The 19752-nt window shown below is 34.1% G+C and carries 20 protein-coding genes; 11 read left to right on the top strand and 9 right to left on the bottom strand.

What is annotated here, in order from left to right:
• Window positions 1–199: 199 nt before the first annotated feature.
• Entirely contained in the window at window positions 200–931 is a 732-nt protein-coding gene (locus IPK14_06745; GenBank protein ID MBK7993119.1) for a hypothetical protein, read from the bottom strand.
• A 239-nt stretch (window positions 932–1170) separates the two neighbouring features.
• On the opposite strand from IPK14_06745, the gene IPK14_06750 reads away from it, so the two are divergent.
• The 10 genes from IPK14_06750 to IPK14_06795 all read left to right on the top strand — a co-directional run bounded on the left by IPK14_06750 (window position 1171) and on the right by IPK14_06795 (window position 13264).
• Window positions 1171–4023, top strand: a complete 2853-nt coding sequence (locus IPK14_06750) for a M36 family metallopeptidase (protein ID MBK7993120.1) — start codon at window positions 1171–1173, stop codon at window positions 4021–4023.
• A gap of 86 nt (window positions 4024–4109) precedes the next feature.
• Window positions 4110–5558 (top strand): VWA domain-containing protein, encoded by a 1449-nt coding sequence (locus IPK14_06755; protein MBK7993121.1) that lies wholly within the window; start codon window positions 4110–4112, stop codon window positions 5556–5558.
• Window positions 5559–5951: 393 nt separating this feature from the next.
• On the top strand, window positions 5952–6575 hold the full coding sequence (locus IPK14_06760) for a M48 family metallopeptidase (protein MBK7993122.1): 624 nt from the start codon (window positions 5952–5954) through the stop codon (window positions 6573–6575).
• Between the two features lie 46 nt (window positions 6576–6621).
• On the top strand, window positions 6622–7554 hold the full coding sequence (locus IPK14_06765) for an endonuclease/exonuclease/phosphatase family protein (protein MBK7993123.1): 933 nt from the start codon (window positions 6622–6624) through the stop codon (window positions 7552–7554).
• A gap of 44 nt (window positions 7555–7598) precedes the next feature.
• Window positions 7599–7826 carry a hypothetical protein gene (locus IPK14_06770; GenBank protein MBK7993124.1) on the top strand — a complete coding sequence of 76 codons (228 nt, stop codon included), beginning with the start codon at window positions 7599–7601 and terminating at the stop codon, window positions 7824–7826.
• A gap of 77 nt (window positions 7827–7903) precedes the next feature.
• Window positions 7904–8755: an AAA family ATPase gene (locus IPK14_06775; protein MBK7993125.1), complete on the top strand. Its 852-nt coding sequence runs from the start codon at window positions 7904–7906 to the stop codon at window positions 8753–8755.
• Between the two features lie 14 nt (window positions 8756–8769).
• Complete coding sequence (locus tag IPK14_06780; protein ID MBK7993126.1) at window positions 8770–10836, top strand: hypothetical protein; 2067 nt, start codon at window positions 8770–8772, stop codon at window positions 10834–10836.
• 109 nt (window positions 10837–10945) lie between these two features.
• Window positions 10946–11875 carry an NAD(+)/NADH kinase gene (locus IPK14_06785; GenBank protein ID MBK7993127.1) on the top strand — a complete coding sequence of 310 codons (930 nt, stop codon included), beginning with the start codon at window positions 10946–10948 and terminating at the stop codon, window positions 11873–11875.
• Window positions 11872–12672 carry a metallophosphoesterase gene (locus tag IPK14_06790; GenBank protein MBK7993128.1) on the top strand — a complete coding sequence of 267 codons (801 nt, stop codon included), beginning with the start codon at window positions 11872–11874 and terminating at the stop codon, window positions 12670–12672. Before IPK14_06785 ends, IPK14_06790 begins: the two co-directional genes overlap by 4 nt.
• Window positions 12673–12778: 106 nt before the next feature.
• On the top strand, window positions 12779–13264 hold the full coding sequence (locus IPK14_06795; protein ID MBK7993129.1) for a hypothetical protein: 486 nt from the start codon (window positions 12779–12781) through the stop codon (window positions 13262–13264).
• A 128-nt stretch (window positions 13265–13392) separates the two neighbouring features.
• On the opposite strand, the gene IPK14_06800 is transcribed toward IPK14_06795, so the two are convergent.
• The 3 genes from IPK14_06800 to IPK14_06810 form a co-directional block, all read right to left on the bottom strand.
• Entirely contained in the window at window positions 13393–13986 is a 594-nt protein-coding gene (locus tag IPK14_06800; protein MBK7993130.1) for an HAD family phosphatase, read from the bottom strand.
• Between the two features lie 16 nt (window positions 13987–14002).
• Window positions 14003–14800, bottom strand: a complete 798-nt coding sequence (locus IPK14_06805; GenBank protein MBK7993131.1) for a hypothetical protein — start codon at window positions 14798–14800, stop codon at window positions 14003–14005.
• A 67-nt stretch (window positions 14801–14867) separates the two neighbouring features.
• Entirely contained in the window at window positions 14868–15431 is a 564-nt protein-coding gene (locus IPK14_06810) for a cytochrome c3 family protein (protein MBK7993132.1), read from the bottom strand.
• Between the two features lie 373 nt (window positions 15432–15804).
• Here IPK14_06810 and solA point away from each other — a divergent pair, with 373 nt between their 5' ends.
• On the top strand, window positions 15805–16941 hold the full coding sequence (solA, locus tag IPK14_06815; protein MBK7993133.1) for an N-methyl-L-tryptophan oxidase: 1137 nt from the start codon (window positions 15805–15807) through the stop codon (window positions 16939–16941).
• On the opposite strand, the gene IPK14_06820 is transcribed toward solA, so the two are convergent.
• The 5 genes from IPK14_06820 to IPK14_06840 are packed head-to-tail and all read right to left on the bottom strand — an operon-like array spanning window position 16933 to window position 19660.
• Window positions 16933–17229, bottom strand: a complete 297-nt coding sequence (locus tag IPK14_06820) for a hypothetical protein (protein ID MBK7993134.1) — start codon at window positions 17227–17229, stop codon at window positions 16933–16935. The genes solA and IPK14_06820 overlap by 9 nt on opposite strands.
• Window positions 17230–17231: 2 nt before the next feature.
• Complete coding sequence (locus IPK14_06825; protein ID MBK7993135.1) at window positions 17232–17408, bottom strand: hypothetical protein; 177 nt, start codon at window positions 17406–17408, stop codon at window positions 17232–17234.
• Window positions 17409–17443: 35 nt separating this feature from the next.
• Window positions 17444–18346 carry a nucleotidyltransferase domain-containing protein gene (locus tag IPK14_06830; protein ID MBK7993136.1) on the bottom strand — a complete coding sequence of 301 codons (903 nt, stop codon included), beginning with the start codon at window positions 18344–18346 and terminating at the stop codon, window positions 17444–17446.
• A gap of 7 nt (window positions 18347–18353) precedes the next feature.
• A complete protein-coding gene (locus tag IPK14_06835) occupies window positions 18354–19205 on the bottom strand; it encodes a transglutaminase family protein (GenBank protein MBK7993137.1) in 852 nt (283 codons plus the stop codon).
• 2 nt (window positions 19206–19207) lie between these two features.
• Window positions 19208–19660, bottom strand: coding sequence for a hypothetical protein (locus IPK14_06840; protein ID MBK7993138.1), 453 nt, complete (start codon window positions 19658–19660; stop codon window positions 19208–19210).
• Window positions 19661–19752: the final 92 nt, after the last annotated feature.

The following is a 19752-nucleotide window of genomic DNA, read 5'->3' on the forward strand; positions in this document are numbered from 1 at the left end:
ACTGCAATTAATATGCCAGAGGTTAAGTTTTTAAGTAGAGATAGAAAAATTTAGGGGAAGGTAAAAAGAAATTATTTCACAAAAAAGAGTACTAATAAGATTATCGATTAGGCATACTTACTAGTAATAAAAGGGTTATTAAAAAATTATTTTCCATAAATCACCTATAACTAGGTGATTTATGGAGTAATATTAATAACTATTCAGCAGATGCAGCACTAGATTCCGTAGGTGCTATGTAGTAGAGTATTCTGCTACAACTTTCACACTCAATAATTGCTTCACCTAGACGAATGTCTGACATTATTTGTGGACGAATTTTCATCCGACAAGCAGTGCAAGTATTAGCTTTTGCCTCTGCTAGTCCTGAGCCGCTACGTTGCATTATGCGTTCATAACGACTTAATAGGGGTCTAGGAACACTTACTAGTATTTTTTGACGTTCAGCAATATGTTCGTCAATTTCTTTTTGTAAGATTCCCATTTCCTCATCACATTCAGCTAGTTCTTTATCTGCAATACGCCGCCGATTTTCTACTTCTGGACTATACTGAGCTACTTCTTTATCTAGTTTTTCTATTTCTTCCATCAATTGCAATATTTGAGTTTCTAATAGGGAAGCAGCCTTTTTAGTACTATCAATTTCTCTTAGACAAACAGTATACTCTTTGTCATTACGTACTTTCATTAGATCTTTCTTATACTTTTCATGGTGAGCTTGTACTTCTTCTAATTCGCGGCTGAGTTGTCGATGTTGAGCTTGAGCTTGTTCTAAGCTAGTACGAGCTTTATTATAAGTAGCAGAAAATTCATCAAATCTTGTTTCTATTTGCTTACGTTCGGCGGGAATTACAGTAAGTTTGGTTTTGGATTGATTGATTTTGGAATCAAGATTCTGTAACGCAATTAGCCTTTCTAGATCCGGATTCACACATACCTCCGAAATTTTTTTCTTAAACGTTTTGCTAGTTTACTACAGTTATTCCTGATTAACAACTAATCCATAGGGTTTATAGATAGTTATCCTTAGCTATTAAAAACATAATCAATTAAACAACTCATAGAGCCATCTTTTGTCACCCCAAAAACAACTTATAATTTTTGCCCAAGTTGGCTGCTTCAGTTAGAATAACTAAATCTGGCGAAAATCTAGGAGGTTTGTTAGTCTTTATGCACAAACGCCAATTAATGCTATTGCTATTTTTATTAATGATTGTCTTACCTTTACTACTTCCAAATAATTCTTTACAAGCTAAGATTAATCAAATCAATGAGTTACCAAACTTAAAAACTTCTCAAATAATTCCTAATTTTGACATTAGAGAAAATACTTATTTATCAAAAGGAGTTTTTGAAAGTGAATTTAATCAGCTTTCTGACCAACGGCTAAAGAAAGTAGCAGCACTTAAGAGAAAGTATGCAAATTTACAGCTAAATTGGCCCAAGTTTAAGCAAACCCCCAAGACTTTATTTAGCTATTCCCAAGCCTTAACTTTTCCTAGTCAAGACAAAGCAGAAAAGATCATCAATAAATTTTTAAGGGAAAATCAAGATCTTTATCAGCTAACTTTAGATAAATTAGACCAAAATGAGTTAAAACCACTAAATAGCTATCAAACCAAACATAACAACACTTCTAATTTTGTCTTTCAGCAATATTATCAAGATCTACCAATTTTTGGTGCATATCTACAAACAGTACTAAATAAAAATAAACAAATTGTTTGGCTTAATAGTGAACTTGTCCCAAATATTGATAAGCAAACTAACTTGAGCTTAAAGATCTCTGCTCAAGAAGCTATAAACTTTGCCGCTGAAAGCATAGGAACAAATATTAGTTTAATGTTTGGTGACAATTCAGAACCTGAACTAGTGTTATTTCCTATGGCAATAACAAAACAAAAAAGCAAATATGACCAAGAATTACGACCAGCCTGGCAAGTTCGTCTAACTGATAGAGAAACAGGAAATAGCTATTTAATTTTAGTTGATGCTCGTAAAGCAGCAGTTTTACTTAGAGCTAATTTAACTTGGAATCTTGATGAGCAGGTGCCAAGTTATAGAGTATTTACCAGCAATACACCTCAGCCTAACTTACCTTTTGTGTCCACCAATCCATCTTTTGTTGATCGTCAACTTATTACAACTAATGGCGATAAGGTAGCCTCACCAATGGGCTGGCTTGATGGTAGTTTTACTACTCGTGGAAATAATGTTGATGCTCAAACCGATCCACAAGGGACTGATAGCGGAAATGGTTTTCGACCTAGAGCAGAAAACTTAATATTTGATTTTCCTTTAATGTTAAATACTGTAGGTCAAGAACCAGAACTATTTTCTTCTGCCTCTGTAACTAATTTATTTTATTGGGTTAACTTTACTCATGACTATCTTTATAAATTAGGGTTTGATGAAGCTTCAGGAAATTTTCAGCTAGATAATTTTGGTCGTGGAGGTATGGGAGGCGATCGGATAATTGCTGAGGCTCAAGATGGAAGTGGTTTTAATAATGCTACTTTTGGAACATCTGAAGATGGTTTTTCAGGGCGGATGCAGATTTTTTTATGGAAAACTACTACACCAAAGCTTGATGCTGCTTATGATGCTGAAGTAATTATCCATGAATATGTACATGGTTTAACTACTCGTTTAGTTGGTGGGCCTCAAAATGTTGTTTCTTTATTTGGTACACAAGGGGCAGGAATGGGAGAAGGTTGGTCAGATTGGTATGCAATGTCAATTTTAAGTAAACCTATAGATAATCCTAGGGCTAGCTATCCTTTTGCTAGTTATGTAGTACAGAAATTTACTCAAGGAATTCGCCGCTTACCTTATAGCACAGATAAAAATATTAATCCTATTACTTATGCTGATATTGACCCTACACAAAGCCAATTTAATACTAATGTAACAGCCGTTCATAGCGTAGGTGAAGTTTGGTGCCAAGCTCTTTGGGAAGTTAGAGCGAACTTTATTGATACTTATGGGTTTGAAGTAGGTAAGAATATGATAGAGCAATTAGTCACAGACGCGCTAAAACTAACGCCTATAAACCCATCAATGATTGATGGACGAGATGCTATTTTATTGGCTGATCAGATAAATAATGATGGTGCTAATCAATGCTTAATTTGGCAAGGTTTTGCTGCTCGTGGAATTGGCTTTAGTTCAAGTTCATTAGGTGGAACTAGCCAAGTAAAACAATCTTTTGATATCCCTCCTTATTGTGAAAAAACAGGAGTAATTAGCTTAGATCGCCCAACTTACCTTGATAATGAAGAAATACAAATTCGCCTTGGAGACCGCGACTTAATAGAACAAAACCAAGTTAATGTAGTGATCAATAGTCAAAAAACTGGCGATCAAGAACAAATTACTTTAACAAAAGATGACTCTATTGCAGGCCAATTTTTAGGCTCAATTAAAGTCTCTTTTGCTGCCAGTAATATTGCTAATGATGGCATTTTACAATCAAGCGTAGGTGATACAATACAAGTGATTTATCAAGACGCAAGCAACCAACAAGGTCAATCTACACAAGCTATTGCTATAACTAAAACAGTTAAGCTAAAAACTTTGCTTTCAGACTCATTAGAAAACGGAACTAGCAATTTTGTTCCTGATGATAAATGGAAATTAACAACTACCTTTTCCCATAGTCCAATGCGTTCTTGGACAGATAGCCCAAAGGGAAATTACAAAGACCGAGCTAATTCAATTCTTAAAGTTAAAAAAGTTAACCTAATAGGTCTTTTAGGGGCAAGGCTAGTTTTTTGGCAACGCTACCAAATGGAACGAGGTTTTGACTTTGGCTTTGTAGAAGTAAAGCCAGGAAAACAGCCTTGGCAAACTGTTGCTGCTTTTACAGGTGAACAACTTGATTTTCAAAAAACCACAATTGATTTAAGTCAATTTGATGGTCAAAAATTAGCTGTTCGTTTTCGTCTTGTAACTGATGTTGGAACTGTTGCTGATGGTTGGTATCTTGATGATATAGAGATACTTAGCGGATCAACTGAATAGTTAAACATAGCTAGAAAGAATAATTAAAATAAATTGGTTAAGAAAATACAAGTAGTAGTATTTGGTTAAAATGAGGGAATAAAATTATGTGCTATAAAATATTATTAGTAATAATTTGTTTTTTTGCTCTACTTACCCAATCTTTAGCACAAAATCCACAAAAAACAGAAACAGTTGAAACTTTTGAAGAAGAAAGCATTAAAATTGATGCTCAATTAGTTACTGTTCCTGTAATAGTTAGTGATCCTGTTGGAAGATATATCACAGGGTTAGAGGTTGAAGATTTTTCAATTTATGAGGATGGGGTTGAACAAAAAATAGAATTTTTTTCTGTTGAGGCAGCCCCTTTTCGTGTGATGTTATTAATAGATACAAGTTATAGTGTAGTTAACAGTATAGGTAAAATTAAAAGTGCCGCCCTAGAATTTGTTGATAATTTAAGAGATGAAGATGAAGTAGCTGCAATAGGCTTTTCAAGTTATATTTTCCCACTTACAGATGGATTTACTAGAAATAAAAATGACTTATCTATTAAGCTAAGTCGTTTAGAAGGCTTAAGTGAAACTGCTCTTTATGATGCTGTTTATACTGCTGCCCATGATGTACTAAAAAAAATTACAGGAAGAAAAGCTGTTATTTTACTTACAGATGGTTTTGATAACAGAAGTCGTTTTTCTGCTGAAAAAGCTATAAAAGAAATGGTTGAATCTGGAGCTTTAGTTTATGTTGTGCGCTATCCTTCTGGTAATCCTGAAAGTCAGAAACTGGATTTTATAAATGAATTAGTGGAAGCCACCGCAGGTTTTCGCTATGACACTACCAAAATAGCTGATTTAAGCCCATCACTACAAAAAATAGCTGCTGAACTTCGCCATGTTTATACAGTTGGTTATTATCCTTCAAATCCTCTTGAAACAGGTGGTCAAAGACGCATTCAATTAAAAGTAAAAGAAAAACAGGACATAATCCTTCGTTACAAAAAAGCTTATGATAGTAATGAATATGCTCTTGCTAAAAGTAACCCTCCTTATATTTATAACTATGATAAAAAGATACTTTACAAAAAAAGACCTAGTTTTTCCCTTGAAAATAAAAAAGATATCTCCAGTGGTTTGGGAGTTTTATCAGCAACTATAGATGCAAAACCTTACCATAATAAACGGATTCGCTTAAGCTCTTATGTAAGAACAGAAAATGTTGCTGTTTGGGGAGCAATGTGGATGCGAATTGATGATAAAGCTGGTAAACCTTTAACTTCTTGCCTTAAGGATAAACCTAAGGATACTCTTATGGAGAACCTTCTTACAACAGGTACAGCGGAATGGACAAAACAAGAAATTGTTTTAGATGTAGGGGAAGATAGCCAAACAATTTCTTATGGTATTTTCCTAGATGGAATGGGGAAAATTTGGATTAGTTCAGCTATTATAGAAGTTGTTGATAAAACAATTCCTACTACAGAAACTAATAATTGGCAAAAATATAGAATAGGACAAATTTTTACTAAAGCTGAGTTTCAAGCCGAAAAACGATAGAAATTTTCAGAAAATTTTAGGGGTTTTATGAAATATACTAAGTTGACTTATGTTTTTCTAATTATATTTCTATTCAATAGTTTAGCTCTTTCTCAAGAACCTATTCAACAACCAAAACCTACTCAAGAACAAAAACTGGAAAGTAGCAAAGAGCAAGAACCCACAAATGAAACAAATGCAATTCCTCAAATAAAACAGGAATTTAAGATTGCTTTAGAAACTCCAGCTAATGAAATTAGCGAAGCGGAAAAAGCTAGTTCCATTACCAAAATATCTTGGCAACCACCAGAACCAAGAGCAAAAAATAAAGGCCCTTTTGGGCCAATACCCTGGGAGGGAATTAATATTTTCAAAGGCGAAGCAGGTCAATGGCTTGCAGAAATCATTGAAAATATGCAAATAGAGGAAAACTTTAAGCTTAAAAATCCTCTAATTCAAAATTATGTTAATCAATTAGGTACTTTTGTAGGTTCTTATTCAATTGTCCCAAATAAAAATCTAAAGTTTATTATCACTAAATCAGAAGCCCCTAATGCTACTTCTATTGGTGGTGGAACAATTATTATTTCCCAAGGGTTGCTGCAAATAGTTGAAACAGAAGACGAACTAGCCGGAGTTCTAGCTCATGAAATTGCACATGATACTTATGCACATGTTCAAAGAACTATGACTAGACAACTTTTTTGGCTGGCAAAAGTGCGTAAGGTAAATAGTAAGGAAGAAGTAGAAGAAGCTATAGACAAATTACTTGTTGCTTATGAGAAAAGTAAATTTGCTACTACAGTGGAAAAACTAAAAAACTTTGTTCTAGGGACACATCCTTTAACTTCTTATCGCTCTTTTGCCCTAGATTGGGAAGCAGGTTTTATTAAACTTCCTCCAAAAAACTCTAGCTACACTAGCCCTGCTTTTACTGCTATGAAAGAAGAACTAAATAAAATAACTAATATTGATATTGAATCTGATAATGAAATCAATTTGGAAATGGATAAAGAACTTAGTAAGAAGGGAAAATAATAAACTTTAATTTTTAAGTTTAGCTAAGGATTTAGCAAAATAGTAAATGACCACCACTTTTCACGAACAAGAAACTATTTCTAAAAATATAATTCCTGATAATTACCAAGATTTGCTAAATAACTTACGCTTATTTAATACCAAATCAGAGCTTTATCAATCCTCGTTTTATCAACAAAATAGCAATATATTAGATAAAATTCTTAATCATATCTGGGAGCAACCTTGTACAAGCACTAAACCACGCTTAAAAGATTTTTTACGACTAGTTCATTGGAATATTGAGCGAGGAAAACATTTAGAAGCAATAATTAAGCTTTTTAATACTGATCCGATCTTACAATTTGCTGACGTTATTTCACTTAATGAAGTTGATTTAGGCATGAACCGGACACAAAACCACAACATTGCTTTTGAGCTAGGGCAACGCTTAGGAATGCACGCGGTTTATATTCCAGAATACCTAGAATTAACTAAAGGCATAGGCGAGGAATTAACTTTAGCAGGCGAAAATAAAGAAGCTTTGCATGGAAATGCTGTGCTTTCGCGCTATCCTATTTTAGCTATTCATTCTGTAAGACTACCTAGTTGTTTTGATACTTATCAATTTAGTGAAAAACGTTTTGGTGAAAGAGTCGCGCTAATTGTTGAAATAGAAGTAAATAAACAAATAATTTACTTAGTCAACACTCATTTAGAAGTCCGTAATACTCCAAAATGTCGTGCAAAACAATTTCAAAGCATTTTACAAGCTTTGGAAAAACTCCCTCCTAAACCTACAATTATTGCGGGTGACTTAAATGTAGGTACTTTTAAGAGGGGTAATTTTTATTATTCATTTTTAGGCTTTTTACGTCTGGCTTTTAACAATCCAGAAAAACTAGCCTATGAGCTAAGGCATCCAGAAAAAAATATGAGCTACTTTTTGATTATGCTAAAAAACATGAATTTGAGTATGAGTCTTATAATGATGATTTAGTAACTTGTGCAACTTCAATTACTGGAGTAGATGAAGCTAAAGAAATGCCAAAGTTTTTACAAAGACGAATAGACAGACGTTTAGCTCCTTATAAAAACCGTTTAGAATTTCGATTAGATTACATTTTTGCTCGTGGTATAAAAGCCTTAAAAACAAATGAAATAACTAGCAAACAAGTAACTAGCATCAATCCTACAACAATCCCAAATTTATTAACAAATGGTGAGCAAATTTCTGATCACGCGCCTATTATTTGTGATTTTAGAATTTAGACCCCCTTTTAATTGACGACTTTAGCAGTTTACAAATATTATTGTTTTGAGACTTCAACAGGGAGACAAAAATAACTATGAAAGATAATTTGGACAAGCCTGCTAAACATCGTCGTACCGTCCAAATAGATGGTGTTTCAATCCATTTAGCCCACCCAGATGAGTTACCTTTAAGATGGATTGGGCAACAAGAATTGATTTTACAACTTCATGCTTGTTGGAAGCTTATTGATGAACGAGATGTTCCGCTTTCGCCAAGACTTATTGGTAAACCTGGCGTTGGAAAGACGACTTTGGCCTATGCTGCGGCTAAAATGCTTGAACAGGACGTTTATATTTTTCAAGCAACTATGGACACACGACCAGAAGATTTGTTGATTACCCCAGTAGTTGCAGAAAATAGCAAAATTCAATATGTTGCTAGCTCAATTGTTACAGCAATGATTACAGGTGGAATTGCTATTTTAGATGAAGGCAACAGAATGTCAGAAAAATCCTGGGCCTCTCTTGCACCGCTTCTAGATACTCGCCGTTATGTAGAATCTATTGTTTCAGGTCTAAAAGTAAAAGCTCATCCAGATTTCCGCATTGTTGCAACAATGAATGATGATGCAAGCACTTTTGAAATACCAGAATATATTCACTCACGTCTTCAACCACAAATTTATCTTGATTTCCCAGATCGAGAGGAAGAATTAGCTATTTTAAGAGAAAATCTTCCTTTTGTGGATGAGAAAATTTTAAGCTATGTAGCCAATTTTCTAGCCCGTTGTCATATGGCAGACGAACCTTACACGGTGCGAGATGGGATAAATATGGCTCGTTATGTTGCTAAACGTTTAAGTTATGGGCCAACGGATTATCGCCATCTAATGCAGGAAGCAATGATAAGTGTTTTAGGTGAAAGTGCTTTACGTTACGCAGAATAAAAGTTGTTAAATAGATGCAAAACCAAGAATTATACTTAGAAAAATGTGGTCAATTTGTTTTATTGCCTGTTGTGCATCACTCCTATGAGTTTACTTTGGCTGCTCGTGCTGCATTTGAAAGGCTCTCGCCCGTAGGAGTCGCGCTAGAATATCCTTTTGTTTTACAGAATTTGATTTTTCAAGCTATTGATCGGCTGCCTCGTGTATCTGTCTTGCTCTATGGTAATGATAATAAAAACTTTATTCGTGTTGAGCCAATCGATCCTTTTGTTGAAGTTGGACGTTGTGCGCGTGAAAAACATATAGAAATGCGCTGTATTGATTTAGCAATGCTGGATTACCCACAGGTTTATGACCCAATGCCAGACACTTACGCGCTAAATTATTTGGGACATAAAAAATACTGTGAAATGCTTTTGTCAAAGCCAGTTGAGCATTTGCCAGAAGATGATAAACGAGAAGAAGCTATGGTATTCCACTTAAGAGAGTTGGAGCATAAGCTAGCTTGGACAGGTAAACTTAATAGCAATCATCCTATTTTGGTACTTTGCGGACTACGGCATTTAGCTGGACTTAAGGAAAAGCTAAATTCTACTCCATTAAACCCGCAAGAAATTCGTCCTAAAGCAAAACTTTATCATCTTAGCCCGCTTTCACTAGGTGAAATAATGGGACAATTTCCTTTTTTAACGGCTGTTTATGAACTCCAGCGCAATTTTATCAACACAGCCAAACCCGCTGATGAAAAGCCTTCTAGCTCTTTATCAAACGTTATTAATAGCCTTAAGTCGTATCTTGAAGAGCCGACGATTAAAACCACATCAAAGGCCCAAGATACTTTTGAGGAGCTAGTAAGCAATACTAGTAATCTTACCAGCATAAAACAAGGATTTAAGGTAGTTTCAGGTAAGGCAACAGAAAAATTGCCTGAAATTGCTCAACGCGCACACTTGGACGTTGCAAACATCGTATCTAGTCGGGATCGCAATGAAATTTTAGTGCGCTATTTAATGTGGTGTCGCTCTTATTATGAACAAGAAATCAATGAGCGACTTAATCCACAACAAATGTTTTTGCTAATTTCCTTTGCTCCTAAATATGCACATGTTAAAAACTCTTTGTTGCCAGACTTTTATGAGCTATTAATTGCTGGTCGGGGTTCGATTAACTCACATTTTTGCTATAGGATGTGGGAACTTGGCACAAATTACCCTTGCCAAGAGGGACATAGCGAATTAGACATCATTGAGCTAAGAGCAGAAGATATCTTTCCACTAATTAATAAAGTTAGAATGAATCCCCACGCACCGCTTAAACCACGTTCTTCTTTACCAAGATTTCTAAACCGTAAGGATAAGCAAAAACGCGCTGATTTAGATAAAGACCTACGTTTTGATCCTCATAGTATTTGCTCATATCCTCCAGAAGATATTGTGTTAGAAGGCTATGGAAATTACTTAAGAAACAAAGGAAAAAATATTCTTAGTGAAGAACGAAAAAGGATACGTCCTTTTGAGTCTTCTTTGTTAGATGGGGTGGATATTAGGGAGACTATCCGTAACTGGCACACAGGAAAAATTTATGTTCAAGAATCAGGGCTGGTAAAAGGCTCGGTTGATTCAGTAGTAGTAATTTTTGATGAAGATGGGGCGCAATATCCTTATACAATGACTTGGTTAGGCGAACATGATCAAGAGTCCGACATGGCTTTTTATGCAACTAACCCTGATGAAAGGCAAGTTGCAAAGGGTATTCGTAAAGCTGTTTATGGTGGGTTTATGATGAGCATGCCGCCTGGTAGACTTTATGATGTTTTTTCTGACCCTGCTTATAGGATTGCTGCTAATTATGCAGAAAAGTTACTTTTAGCGGCACTAGATTATAGCTTAGAAAAATTTGTTATTTATGCAGCCCCAAAACCACCAAGACCATTTTTTCAAGTTCTAGCAGGTCGTTATGGAAAACGAATAATTTATCTTTCTCTAAAACAGTTATCTCCTGTAATGTTACAAAAAATTCGGACTTTTCATATTCTTGCTGATAAGTCTGTGCGGCAATATGCAAAAGATTATGTATGGTGATAAAAACCATGTTATTTTTTGTAACTCATAGAAATCTTAGAAATCGAAGTTGCTAACATCAAACTTAAGTTAGATAGGGTTAGTTAAACGATAAACAACTTGGAGAAAAATGACCGATCCTATGAAAGCAGTAGTTATTATTAATAAAGGTGGAGGGTCATTTGCCAAGTTACCTGATGACAATCAAACCAACTATTTAACAGATTTATTTAAGACTGCCAACATTGAAGCAGAAATCCATTTAGTAAAAGGAAAAAAAATACTTTCTACCGCTCTAAAAGCAGCAGAAACCAAAACAGATGTAATTGTAGCGGGTGGCGGGGATGGAACAATTAGCACGGTTGCTTCTACACTTATAGATAAAAACATTCCACTAGGAATACTACCACTAGGAACACTTAATCATTTTTCTAAAGACTTAAAAATCCCTCAAGATCTAACATCAGCAATTAAAGTAATTAGCGAAAATTATATTTTTGCTTGTGATATTGGACAAGTTAATAATGTAACTTTTATTAATAATTCTTCTATAGGACTGTATCCTCAGTTAGTACAAAAACGAGATAGCCAACGTCAAAAATTAGGTTTAGGTAAATGGTCAGCAATGGTTTTGGCAGTATTTTCAACTTTTTTTCGTGTTCCATTGCTCCAAGTTTCATTAGAAGTAGATGAGAGAATAATTAAATCAGATTCCCCCTTTGTATTTGTTGGTAACAATATGTATAAAATGAATTTGTTGAATCTTGGAACTAGGGATGGCTTAGACAAAGGCGAGATTTGTTTATATATGGCTAATCGTGGAGGTCGTTTTGGTTTAGTTAGATTGTCTTTATTTGCACTACTTGGACGATTAAACCAAACGAAAGATTTTCGTATTGAGAGAGCAAAAGAAATTTGGATTGAAACAAAAAAAAGACGCTTAAGAGTCGCTTTAGATGGGGAAGTCCAACGCCTTTATCCACCACTACATTACACTGTTCTTCATAAAGCCTTAAAAGTGATTGTTCCTAAGCCAAATAATCTAGGAAATAAGCTATGAAAGTAATTGCTCATATTTCTGATTTACATTTTGGACGGGAAGACAAAAAAGTTGCAGAAGCTTTGTTAAATGACCTTACTACTTTTTCACCAAATCTAGTTGTTGTTAGTGGAGATTTAACACAACGTGCAAAGATAAAAGAATTTATTGCTGCACGAGAATTTCTTGAACGCTTGCCAGTAAATTACTTAGTTGTACCAGGTAATCACGATATACCACTTTATAACCTAATACATAGAGTGACTAAACCACTAGAACGTTACTGCCAGTATATTACCAGTGATTTAGCACCTACTTATTTAGATGATGAAATTGCTGTGTTAGGAGTTAATTCAACACGTTCATTAAATTGGAAAAATGGAGCAATTTCAAGTAAGCAAATTTTAGAGTTGTCTAAAAAATTACAAGAATTTTCACCTACAATTTTTAAGATGATAGTCACCCACCATCAATTTATTCCTGCACCAGGAAAAAAACTTCAACCAATTATTCGACGCGCACCAGAAACATTAAAAACCCTGGAGTCTGCTGGCGTAGATTTGATTTTAGCTGGACATCTTCATATTGGTTATAATGATGATGCACGCGCTCACCATTCGGTTAACAAATCAATTATTGTTGCTCAAGCAGGCACGGCTATTTCTACGCGCTATCGAGGAGAGGCTAATACTTATAATGTAATTAGTGTTAATCCTGACACAGTTACTATTATGGTTCGTAGTTGGAATGGCAATACTTTTACTGAAGTAAATACAAGTAATTATATAAGAGAAAATTTATTTTGGCATAGACAATAAATAGTAATATACAAACAAATAATAGTATTGTTATAATCTGCCACAACAAATTAGACAATTATGTCTAAGCCTTTAGATTTCAACACTAAACCCCAAAGGAAATATTATGAAAATTACCAAATATATAATCACAAGCTTGTTAGTATTTATGTTATGTTTCCATACAGCCCTAGCAGAAGATTTCACCCATCCAGCAGGTTTTAAGATTTCAGTTCCAGATGGTTGGAATGTTAGTAAAGGTGAAGAAGGATCTTTAGAAATATCTGATCCAAGTGAAGAAGTACATTTCTACTTTATTACTACTGATAGCACTAACGTAGAAGACTTAGCAGAAAACATAGAACGTGAATTACAAGGAATTATGGACGATTACCAATCAGGGGAAGTCTCAGAAAATACCTTGAATGGGTTGAAAGTTCTTGCTTGTGATGTTGAAGGTAAAATTAAAGGCGTAAAAGTTTCAGGGCTTTGTTACGCTTTTGTTAATAAAAAAGGAAAAATCCTACTTGGGTTTGGATTTGTTGCTTCACAACTTTATAAGAGAAATGAAGGAAAGATTGTACAACTGCTTAAGGGTATTAGGGGAGTTTAATAAATTTTTTTATAGGGTAGTTATTATGACTACCCTATGTCTATCAAGCTATAAATAAGTTCTTTCTTATCAAATATTTAATTGCCCTTTCAGAGCTTAAGATTAAAGTATTTTATCATTTATATTAATTACTTTATATATTGTTTTAGTTCTATCTTTAATTCTTTAGCATTTATAAACTGAATAGCATTTAGTCCAACAGCTTTGGCTGCTCTAATATTTTCTGCTCGATCATCAATAAAAATGCAATTTTTGGCTTCAAGCCCAATCATTGAAAGAGTTACTTGATAAGCCGTAGGGTCAGGTTTACGTAAAGCAGTTTTATAGGAAACCGAGTAGCCTTGGAAAAATCGGTCTAAGCTTAAACGCTTACGCACTTCTTCAAACCAAAATGAATAATTTGAATGTATCCAAAGCTTAAAATTCAAGTCTTTTAATTCTGCTAAAAGTTGTTCCATTTCATCAATATAGCTATAAGCAGCAAAAACAGCTTCTTTTAGGGTTTCTCCATCTTCTAGTTGATGACCTGAATTTGGCAAAAAGAATTGTTGAAAATATTCTTCTTCAGTAACTTTTCCTATTTCAAATAACGGCCAAATATTAGGATTTTTAATTTTATAAAGTTCTTTTAATGGCATATTAAAATACTTAGGAAATAAAGTATAAAAAGGGTCAACTACAATTGTATCCATTAAATCAAAAATTATTATTGGAGTTTTCATAAGATTTAACTTATTTTTAATTTGGCTTTATGGCTGTTCTTAACCAGTGACCTAAAATTGCACCTGTTGAACCTAAACCACAGATAATCAATGAATAATTCCATGATTTAGCTGGTAGGGCTAATAGAGCAAAATTATTTACTAGTTCAGGAAATGATAGCACTACTATAGCTGAACTGGCTAAATAAAAGGGGGCTGCACCGCTATACCAAAGAGTGCTTTTAGACTTAAGCAAATAAGAGGCTAGAAAACCGCTTGCTAAAAAACAAAAGAGAGTTATTTTTCCACTCCAAGCCATTGAAACTGCAAAAAATGCTCTTAACAACGCAGCTAGCAAAATAGTTAATGCTATACAGGGAAGTAGTTGAGTTAAAAGTAGTTTAGAGTTAACTTGTTTTGGTGCGGGCTTAATAGCTAGCTTACGAAAAACTACTTGAGTGTCAGCCAACCATGCTGCTGAATAAGTAAACAAAGTTGCTAGCAGGATCAGCATTGATTCTATTGCCGTTGTCACCCAAGCTTCTTCTAATGTTGATTTTGGTAAAGGTTTTGTTGAGCTAAAAATAGCTGATACACCAAGACTAGTTAATGTTAGGGAAAACGCCATGCCGGGTAGTCCTGGGGTATGTTTCCAGGATGTTAAAGAAGTAATAGCACCAACTAAAAAGGCAAGTAAAGAAATAAGCAGAATTTTACTTAACCAAGCTTCGCTTTCTAGAACAGAAATAAAAGGATATTTACTAAGCCCAAAAATATAACCTAATAAATAGCCTGAAACAGTGCCAACAATTAATGCAATTATTTGACGTATCATACTTATAACCTTAAAAAACAAAACCCGGCTCGTTGGCCGGGTTGAACATCAACAGAAGAAATTAAAATTACTCATCATAATGCTCAGGTTTGTCGCTACTATGACATTCATTACAACCAACTGGGAAAATATCTCTTTCCTTGTGGCAATTGATACAACCAGCTAACTTAAAGTTAGGATCGTCTCTATCTGTACCATGATAGGCATCCTTAGCATTTAATGCGTTTAAGCCTTTAAATTTTCTTTCATCATTTGTGCCTTCAAATTCACAAGTTGAATCATCTGTCTTATGGCAATCATCACATCTACGTACACCTTCTTCCATTGCTTTGGTGAGGTTTTTGCTGTTGGTATGATGGCACACAATACAAGAATCTTTATATTGTGGATGGCGTTTTGGGAAAGCGTGGTGTTCATGGTTAAAATAAGTAATGCCTTTGTCTCCAGCAGCCGAAGAACGCTTTTTCTCTGGATCATCCAGAATCATTTTAGCTTTATCACCTGTTGGATATTCTTTAAATTCGTCCAGAATAGCAGCACTTAATTTAGGATAAGCGAAAATTAGGAGTGACAAAAAAGCAAAGCTTAATGTCAATGCTCCTTTAATTATTTTGGTTCGATTTAATTTCATAGAATGTGTTTTCCTCCATAGCACGAGCGCTGATAATTTTTTGTAGGGTTGGCCTACAATTTTGTAGAAGTGCTTTCCCGGCGGCACTTAAAAAAGGGATTAAAATAGAAAGCTTGAAAATCTTTTATAATTTACGCCCAGGCTCATCTTGATGTAGATACTTGGGCAAGAATAACATAGCTTTACTCTTACTGTCTAGCTCATTGACTAGTCTGATAACGCTCGTTTGCTGTTTGTCTTTAGTAGAAAAAGCAAAAAACAAGGTTGTCCAACTAGCAGAAAAAACTATTTTGTTTTAGCTTAAGAAATAGAAAAACTATTGTTAATTTATTGATAAGCTTACTTGTTAGAAATTTAATGGAGATAAGGTTTTATGTTGAAATTTGATGTTATTATTTTAGGTGCTGGTGCTATGGGTAGTGCTGCTTTTTACACTCTAGCCCAAATGGGTAAGAAAGTCCTTTTACTTGAACAGTTTGAGATTGCTCATAGCAAAGCAAGTACACATGGGGAGTCACGAATTTTTCGTTTTGCTTATACAAACCTAGCTTATGCAGAACTGGCTTTTCAATGTAAAGACATGTGGTTAAAACTAGAAAAAGATGCTAAGGAAAAACTTTTAGTTACTCTTGGGGGTATTGATTTTGCTGAAGACAATGAAGACCATCACAATGTCTTGGCTGTAAAAAATGCTTTGCAAGCCTTAGGCCGTAACTATGAAGAATTAAACCATAATCAATTAACAAAGCGTTATCCTCAATTTTCTTTTAGTGAGTCTGTAAAAGCTGTATATTCACCAGATACAGGAGTAATTAATCCAACTAAAGCTATAAAATCAATGGTGCAATGTGCTATAAAATCTAGTGCAACTATTGTAGATAATGAGATAGTGCAAGAAATTATCCCAAGCTTAGATAGCGTCAAAATAATTACTAGTAAAAATCAATATATTGCTGATAAGCTAATAATTACAAGTGGAGCATGGACTAATAAATTACTTAGATATTTTGAATTAAATTTACCTTTACAAGTTTCTCAAGAACAAACAGTTTATTTTCGACCGTTAAGAAATAAAAATTTATTTACTAGTGATAAATCGCCTGTTTGGATAAATTACCAAAAAGATATTGTCTATGGAATACCTTCTTTTGATGAAATAGCTATAAAAGTTGGGTTTCATCATAGTGGTATTTACTTAAATGTAGATGAATATCAACAAAAGCCAAATCAAGAAATAATTAACAATTTAAGAGAGTACTTAAAAAAATATATTCCTGATTTAGCTGGCGAATCTTTTGGTGCAACTACTTGTCTTTACACCACAACACCAGACCATGACTTTATTGTTGATTTAATGCCGAATTACCCAAATATTGCTATAGCAGCAGGTTTTAGCGGGCATGGATTTAAGTTTGCTATTGGTATTGGTAAAGCCTTAGCAGATTTAATTATTCATAATAAAACAGATATGAAAATAAGACATTTAGCAATCACTAGATTTTTAACTTAAATCTGGTGTAGTTTGATCTTTATCATCACCTTGTTTTTTAGTTTTAGTTTGTCCTTGTTTTTCGTCTTGTAAATAATCTACAGAAGAAGAAAGATTTGGCTTAAGAAATTTTTCTAGTTCTAAAAGTCCGACTTGTAGTAGTTTATTGCCTGTAATTCCTTGTTTTTCAATATCTTTTTGGTATTCTTCAGATGTGCGATTTTGCTTTTTTTGGTATTCATAACCTATTGTCCAAAAAGCAGTAAAAATTAAAACAAAAGCTATAATCCAAGAAATTATATTATCCATAATTATTTTTTCCTAAGTCTTCTTCTACGCCTAAAAACCCTAGGTCTAATACCTTGAATTTCTAAATCTTTACTATATTCTTTCTCTGAACGGGCTTTTTTTTGTCGGTAATCGTAAACTAATAGCCAAAAAACTATTGAAATTATGGCAAAACCTACTAACCAAACAATCATTCCCATAAAATTTTCTCCGCTCTAAGGTTAATGTCTTATTTTTACAACAAATCTTTTACTTTATCCAAGATGTTTTGGATTTCTTGTAATGCTATTGTTGCTTTATCAGGAGTAATGATTGCGTCTGATAAATTGCCATAATGTTCTTCTAAACATTCTAGCAGAAGTTTTTTAATTTTTGCTTCGTCAGGAGAATATGGAAGGGAGCTTTCTAAATAAAGTTTTTCTAAGTCTTTTTCTTTACTAGCAAAATAGTCTCTAATGTCGGATTCCTTCCATTCACCACGCCGAATTGATTTTAGTTGTTCTCGGTTGCGTTGTAGGTCAATGTCACCTTCAATTAAGATCTGTTCTACTTCATTAAGTAATCTAACGACATGATAAGCAAATTTAACATCATAGCCATAGCTTTCAATGATTTTTTTACGCTGACCTATAGGATCTTTAGTTGTCATCTTATGTAGTTGAGAGTAAGCATAACCCTTAAACTTATGCCAAGCACCTTTATGTAAGAAGATCTTTCGGTTTTCTCTTACCATATTTCCTAGCTTAGTAATATGTAGTACACAATTAGCAGGTGTAAATAGCGAGTCAATCATATTAGGATTATTTTCCATACATAATTGAAAGTATTTTACAATTGAGTAAATAGTAATGTCATAAGTGCGGCCAGCACCAGCTAAAGCACTTTTATCTAAGATATGATGCTGTTGGTATTGTTCAAATCTATTAATTTGTTGTCCAAAACCAAGAATTTCCCCTGCTAAGTGAGGGAAAATCATATCTTTAGGCGGGACACAAAACCCATAAACGTCCATATCTGAAGTATCAGAAGATACTCCATAAGCAACAGATCCCATAATGGTTTCATAATGAATATTATGAGGTACAAAACTAGGTGGACTAATCAAGCCGCTTTCTTTTAATTTACGGACAGTACTCATTGTTTTATTAATTTAAGGATGCAAACTCTAATTTTATTTGGTTTAAGAGTTTGCGGATATTGTCAGTTTCTACAGTTTTTGGACTATGACTTAAATAAAATTCTATGTCTTTAATTGCTTGCGAAAATTTTCTTAAGCGATAATTTACAAATCCCCGCTCTTTAATTTCATTTAAGGCTTGAGGGGTAAGTATTAAAAGGGTTTCTAGTGTAATTAAGGCACGGGCTGGGTCATTGCCAGAGATATAAATATTTTTTAGGTTGTTAAGCATACGAATAAGGATTTCTTTTTTGCTTACAGCACGAAAAAAGCTAGGCTTTAGCTCTATTCCAGACCCGTAAATAGTTGTAAGCAATGTTTGGCAATCAGATTGACTTAACTCTTTACCTTGATGAAAAGGATCTAGGATAATTTCTTGATCCTCGATTTTACATTTTACCAAAAAATGCCCTGGCAAACCTACTCCATCGATTGTTAAGCCTAGACGCTTTGCTACTTCCATATAAATTACAGAAAGACTAATAGGAATACCTAAGCGGCGTACTAAAACTTCATTTAAGAAGCTATTTCTAGGGTCATAATAATTTTCTTTATTTCCTTGAAAAGCAAGTTCTTGAAAAAAATAATCATTAATATTTTTAATGATTAAAAGAGGATTTCTAGAAGAAGTGGAAAGACGACTAGAGATAATTTCAGCAATTTCATCAAATTGTGCAATATAAACTTCTATATCTAGTTTAGGATATTGACATTTTGCCATAAGAAGTGCAGCACGGCCCAGATCTAACTCAGGTTCGGCTTTAAGGGCTTCTAAGGCAAATAGCTTAAGTTGTTCTTGGTTGCTAGAGTTAGCCAGCATTTTTATAAATGGCTACCAAAAAATTCTTGAATCATTCTAAAAAGCTGAGTTGGATCAACTGCCTTTTCTGTAGGAGATTGGAAGATGCTTACTTGCCACTGTTGTCTTTTGACTTCTGTGCCTTTTTCGCTTTCAAATTCCATTTCTGTATCCAGATCATAATAATAACCCTTTTGATTACTAGGGCATTCCTCAAAGGGAATACTGCTTAATGGAGGCAATTCATCTGAGCCACAAAGTAATAATTCTTTTGCTAATTCAATAACTTCTTCAGGTTGATTAGTAGCGTCATTATTTAGCCCAGGTATTTGACCATCTTCCATTTGGAAACCTAATGTAATTAGGAATGGTTTGTCATTTAAGCTAGAGTCTTGAACACGTAGTTCAATTCCAAAAGCGTTATCTTGTCCTACAGGTTGGACATTTACTTCAACAAAATCTTCTGATGCTGACATTCTGAACCTTCAATAATTAATTGTGATAATTTCTTGACTAAATTAACAAATATACACAAGATTGCTAGCTTAATACAAAGCAAGAGCACAAA

The organism is Blastocatellia bacterium (genome assembly GCA_016713405.1).
Classification (GTDB): domain Bacteria; phylum Acidobacteriota; class Blastocatellia; order Chloracidobacteriales; family JADJPF01; genus JADJPF01.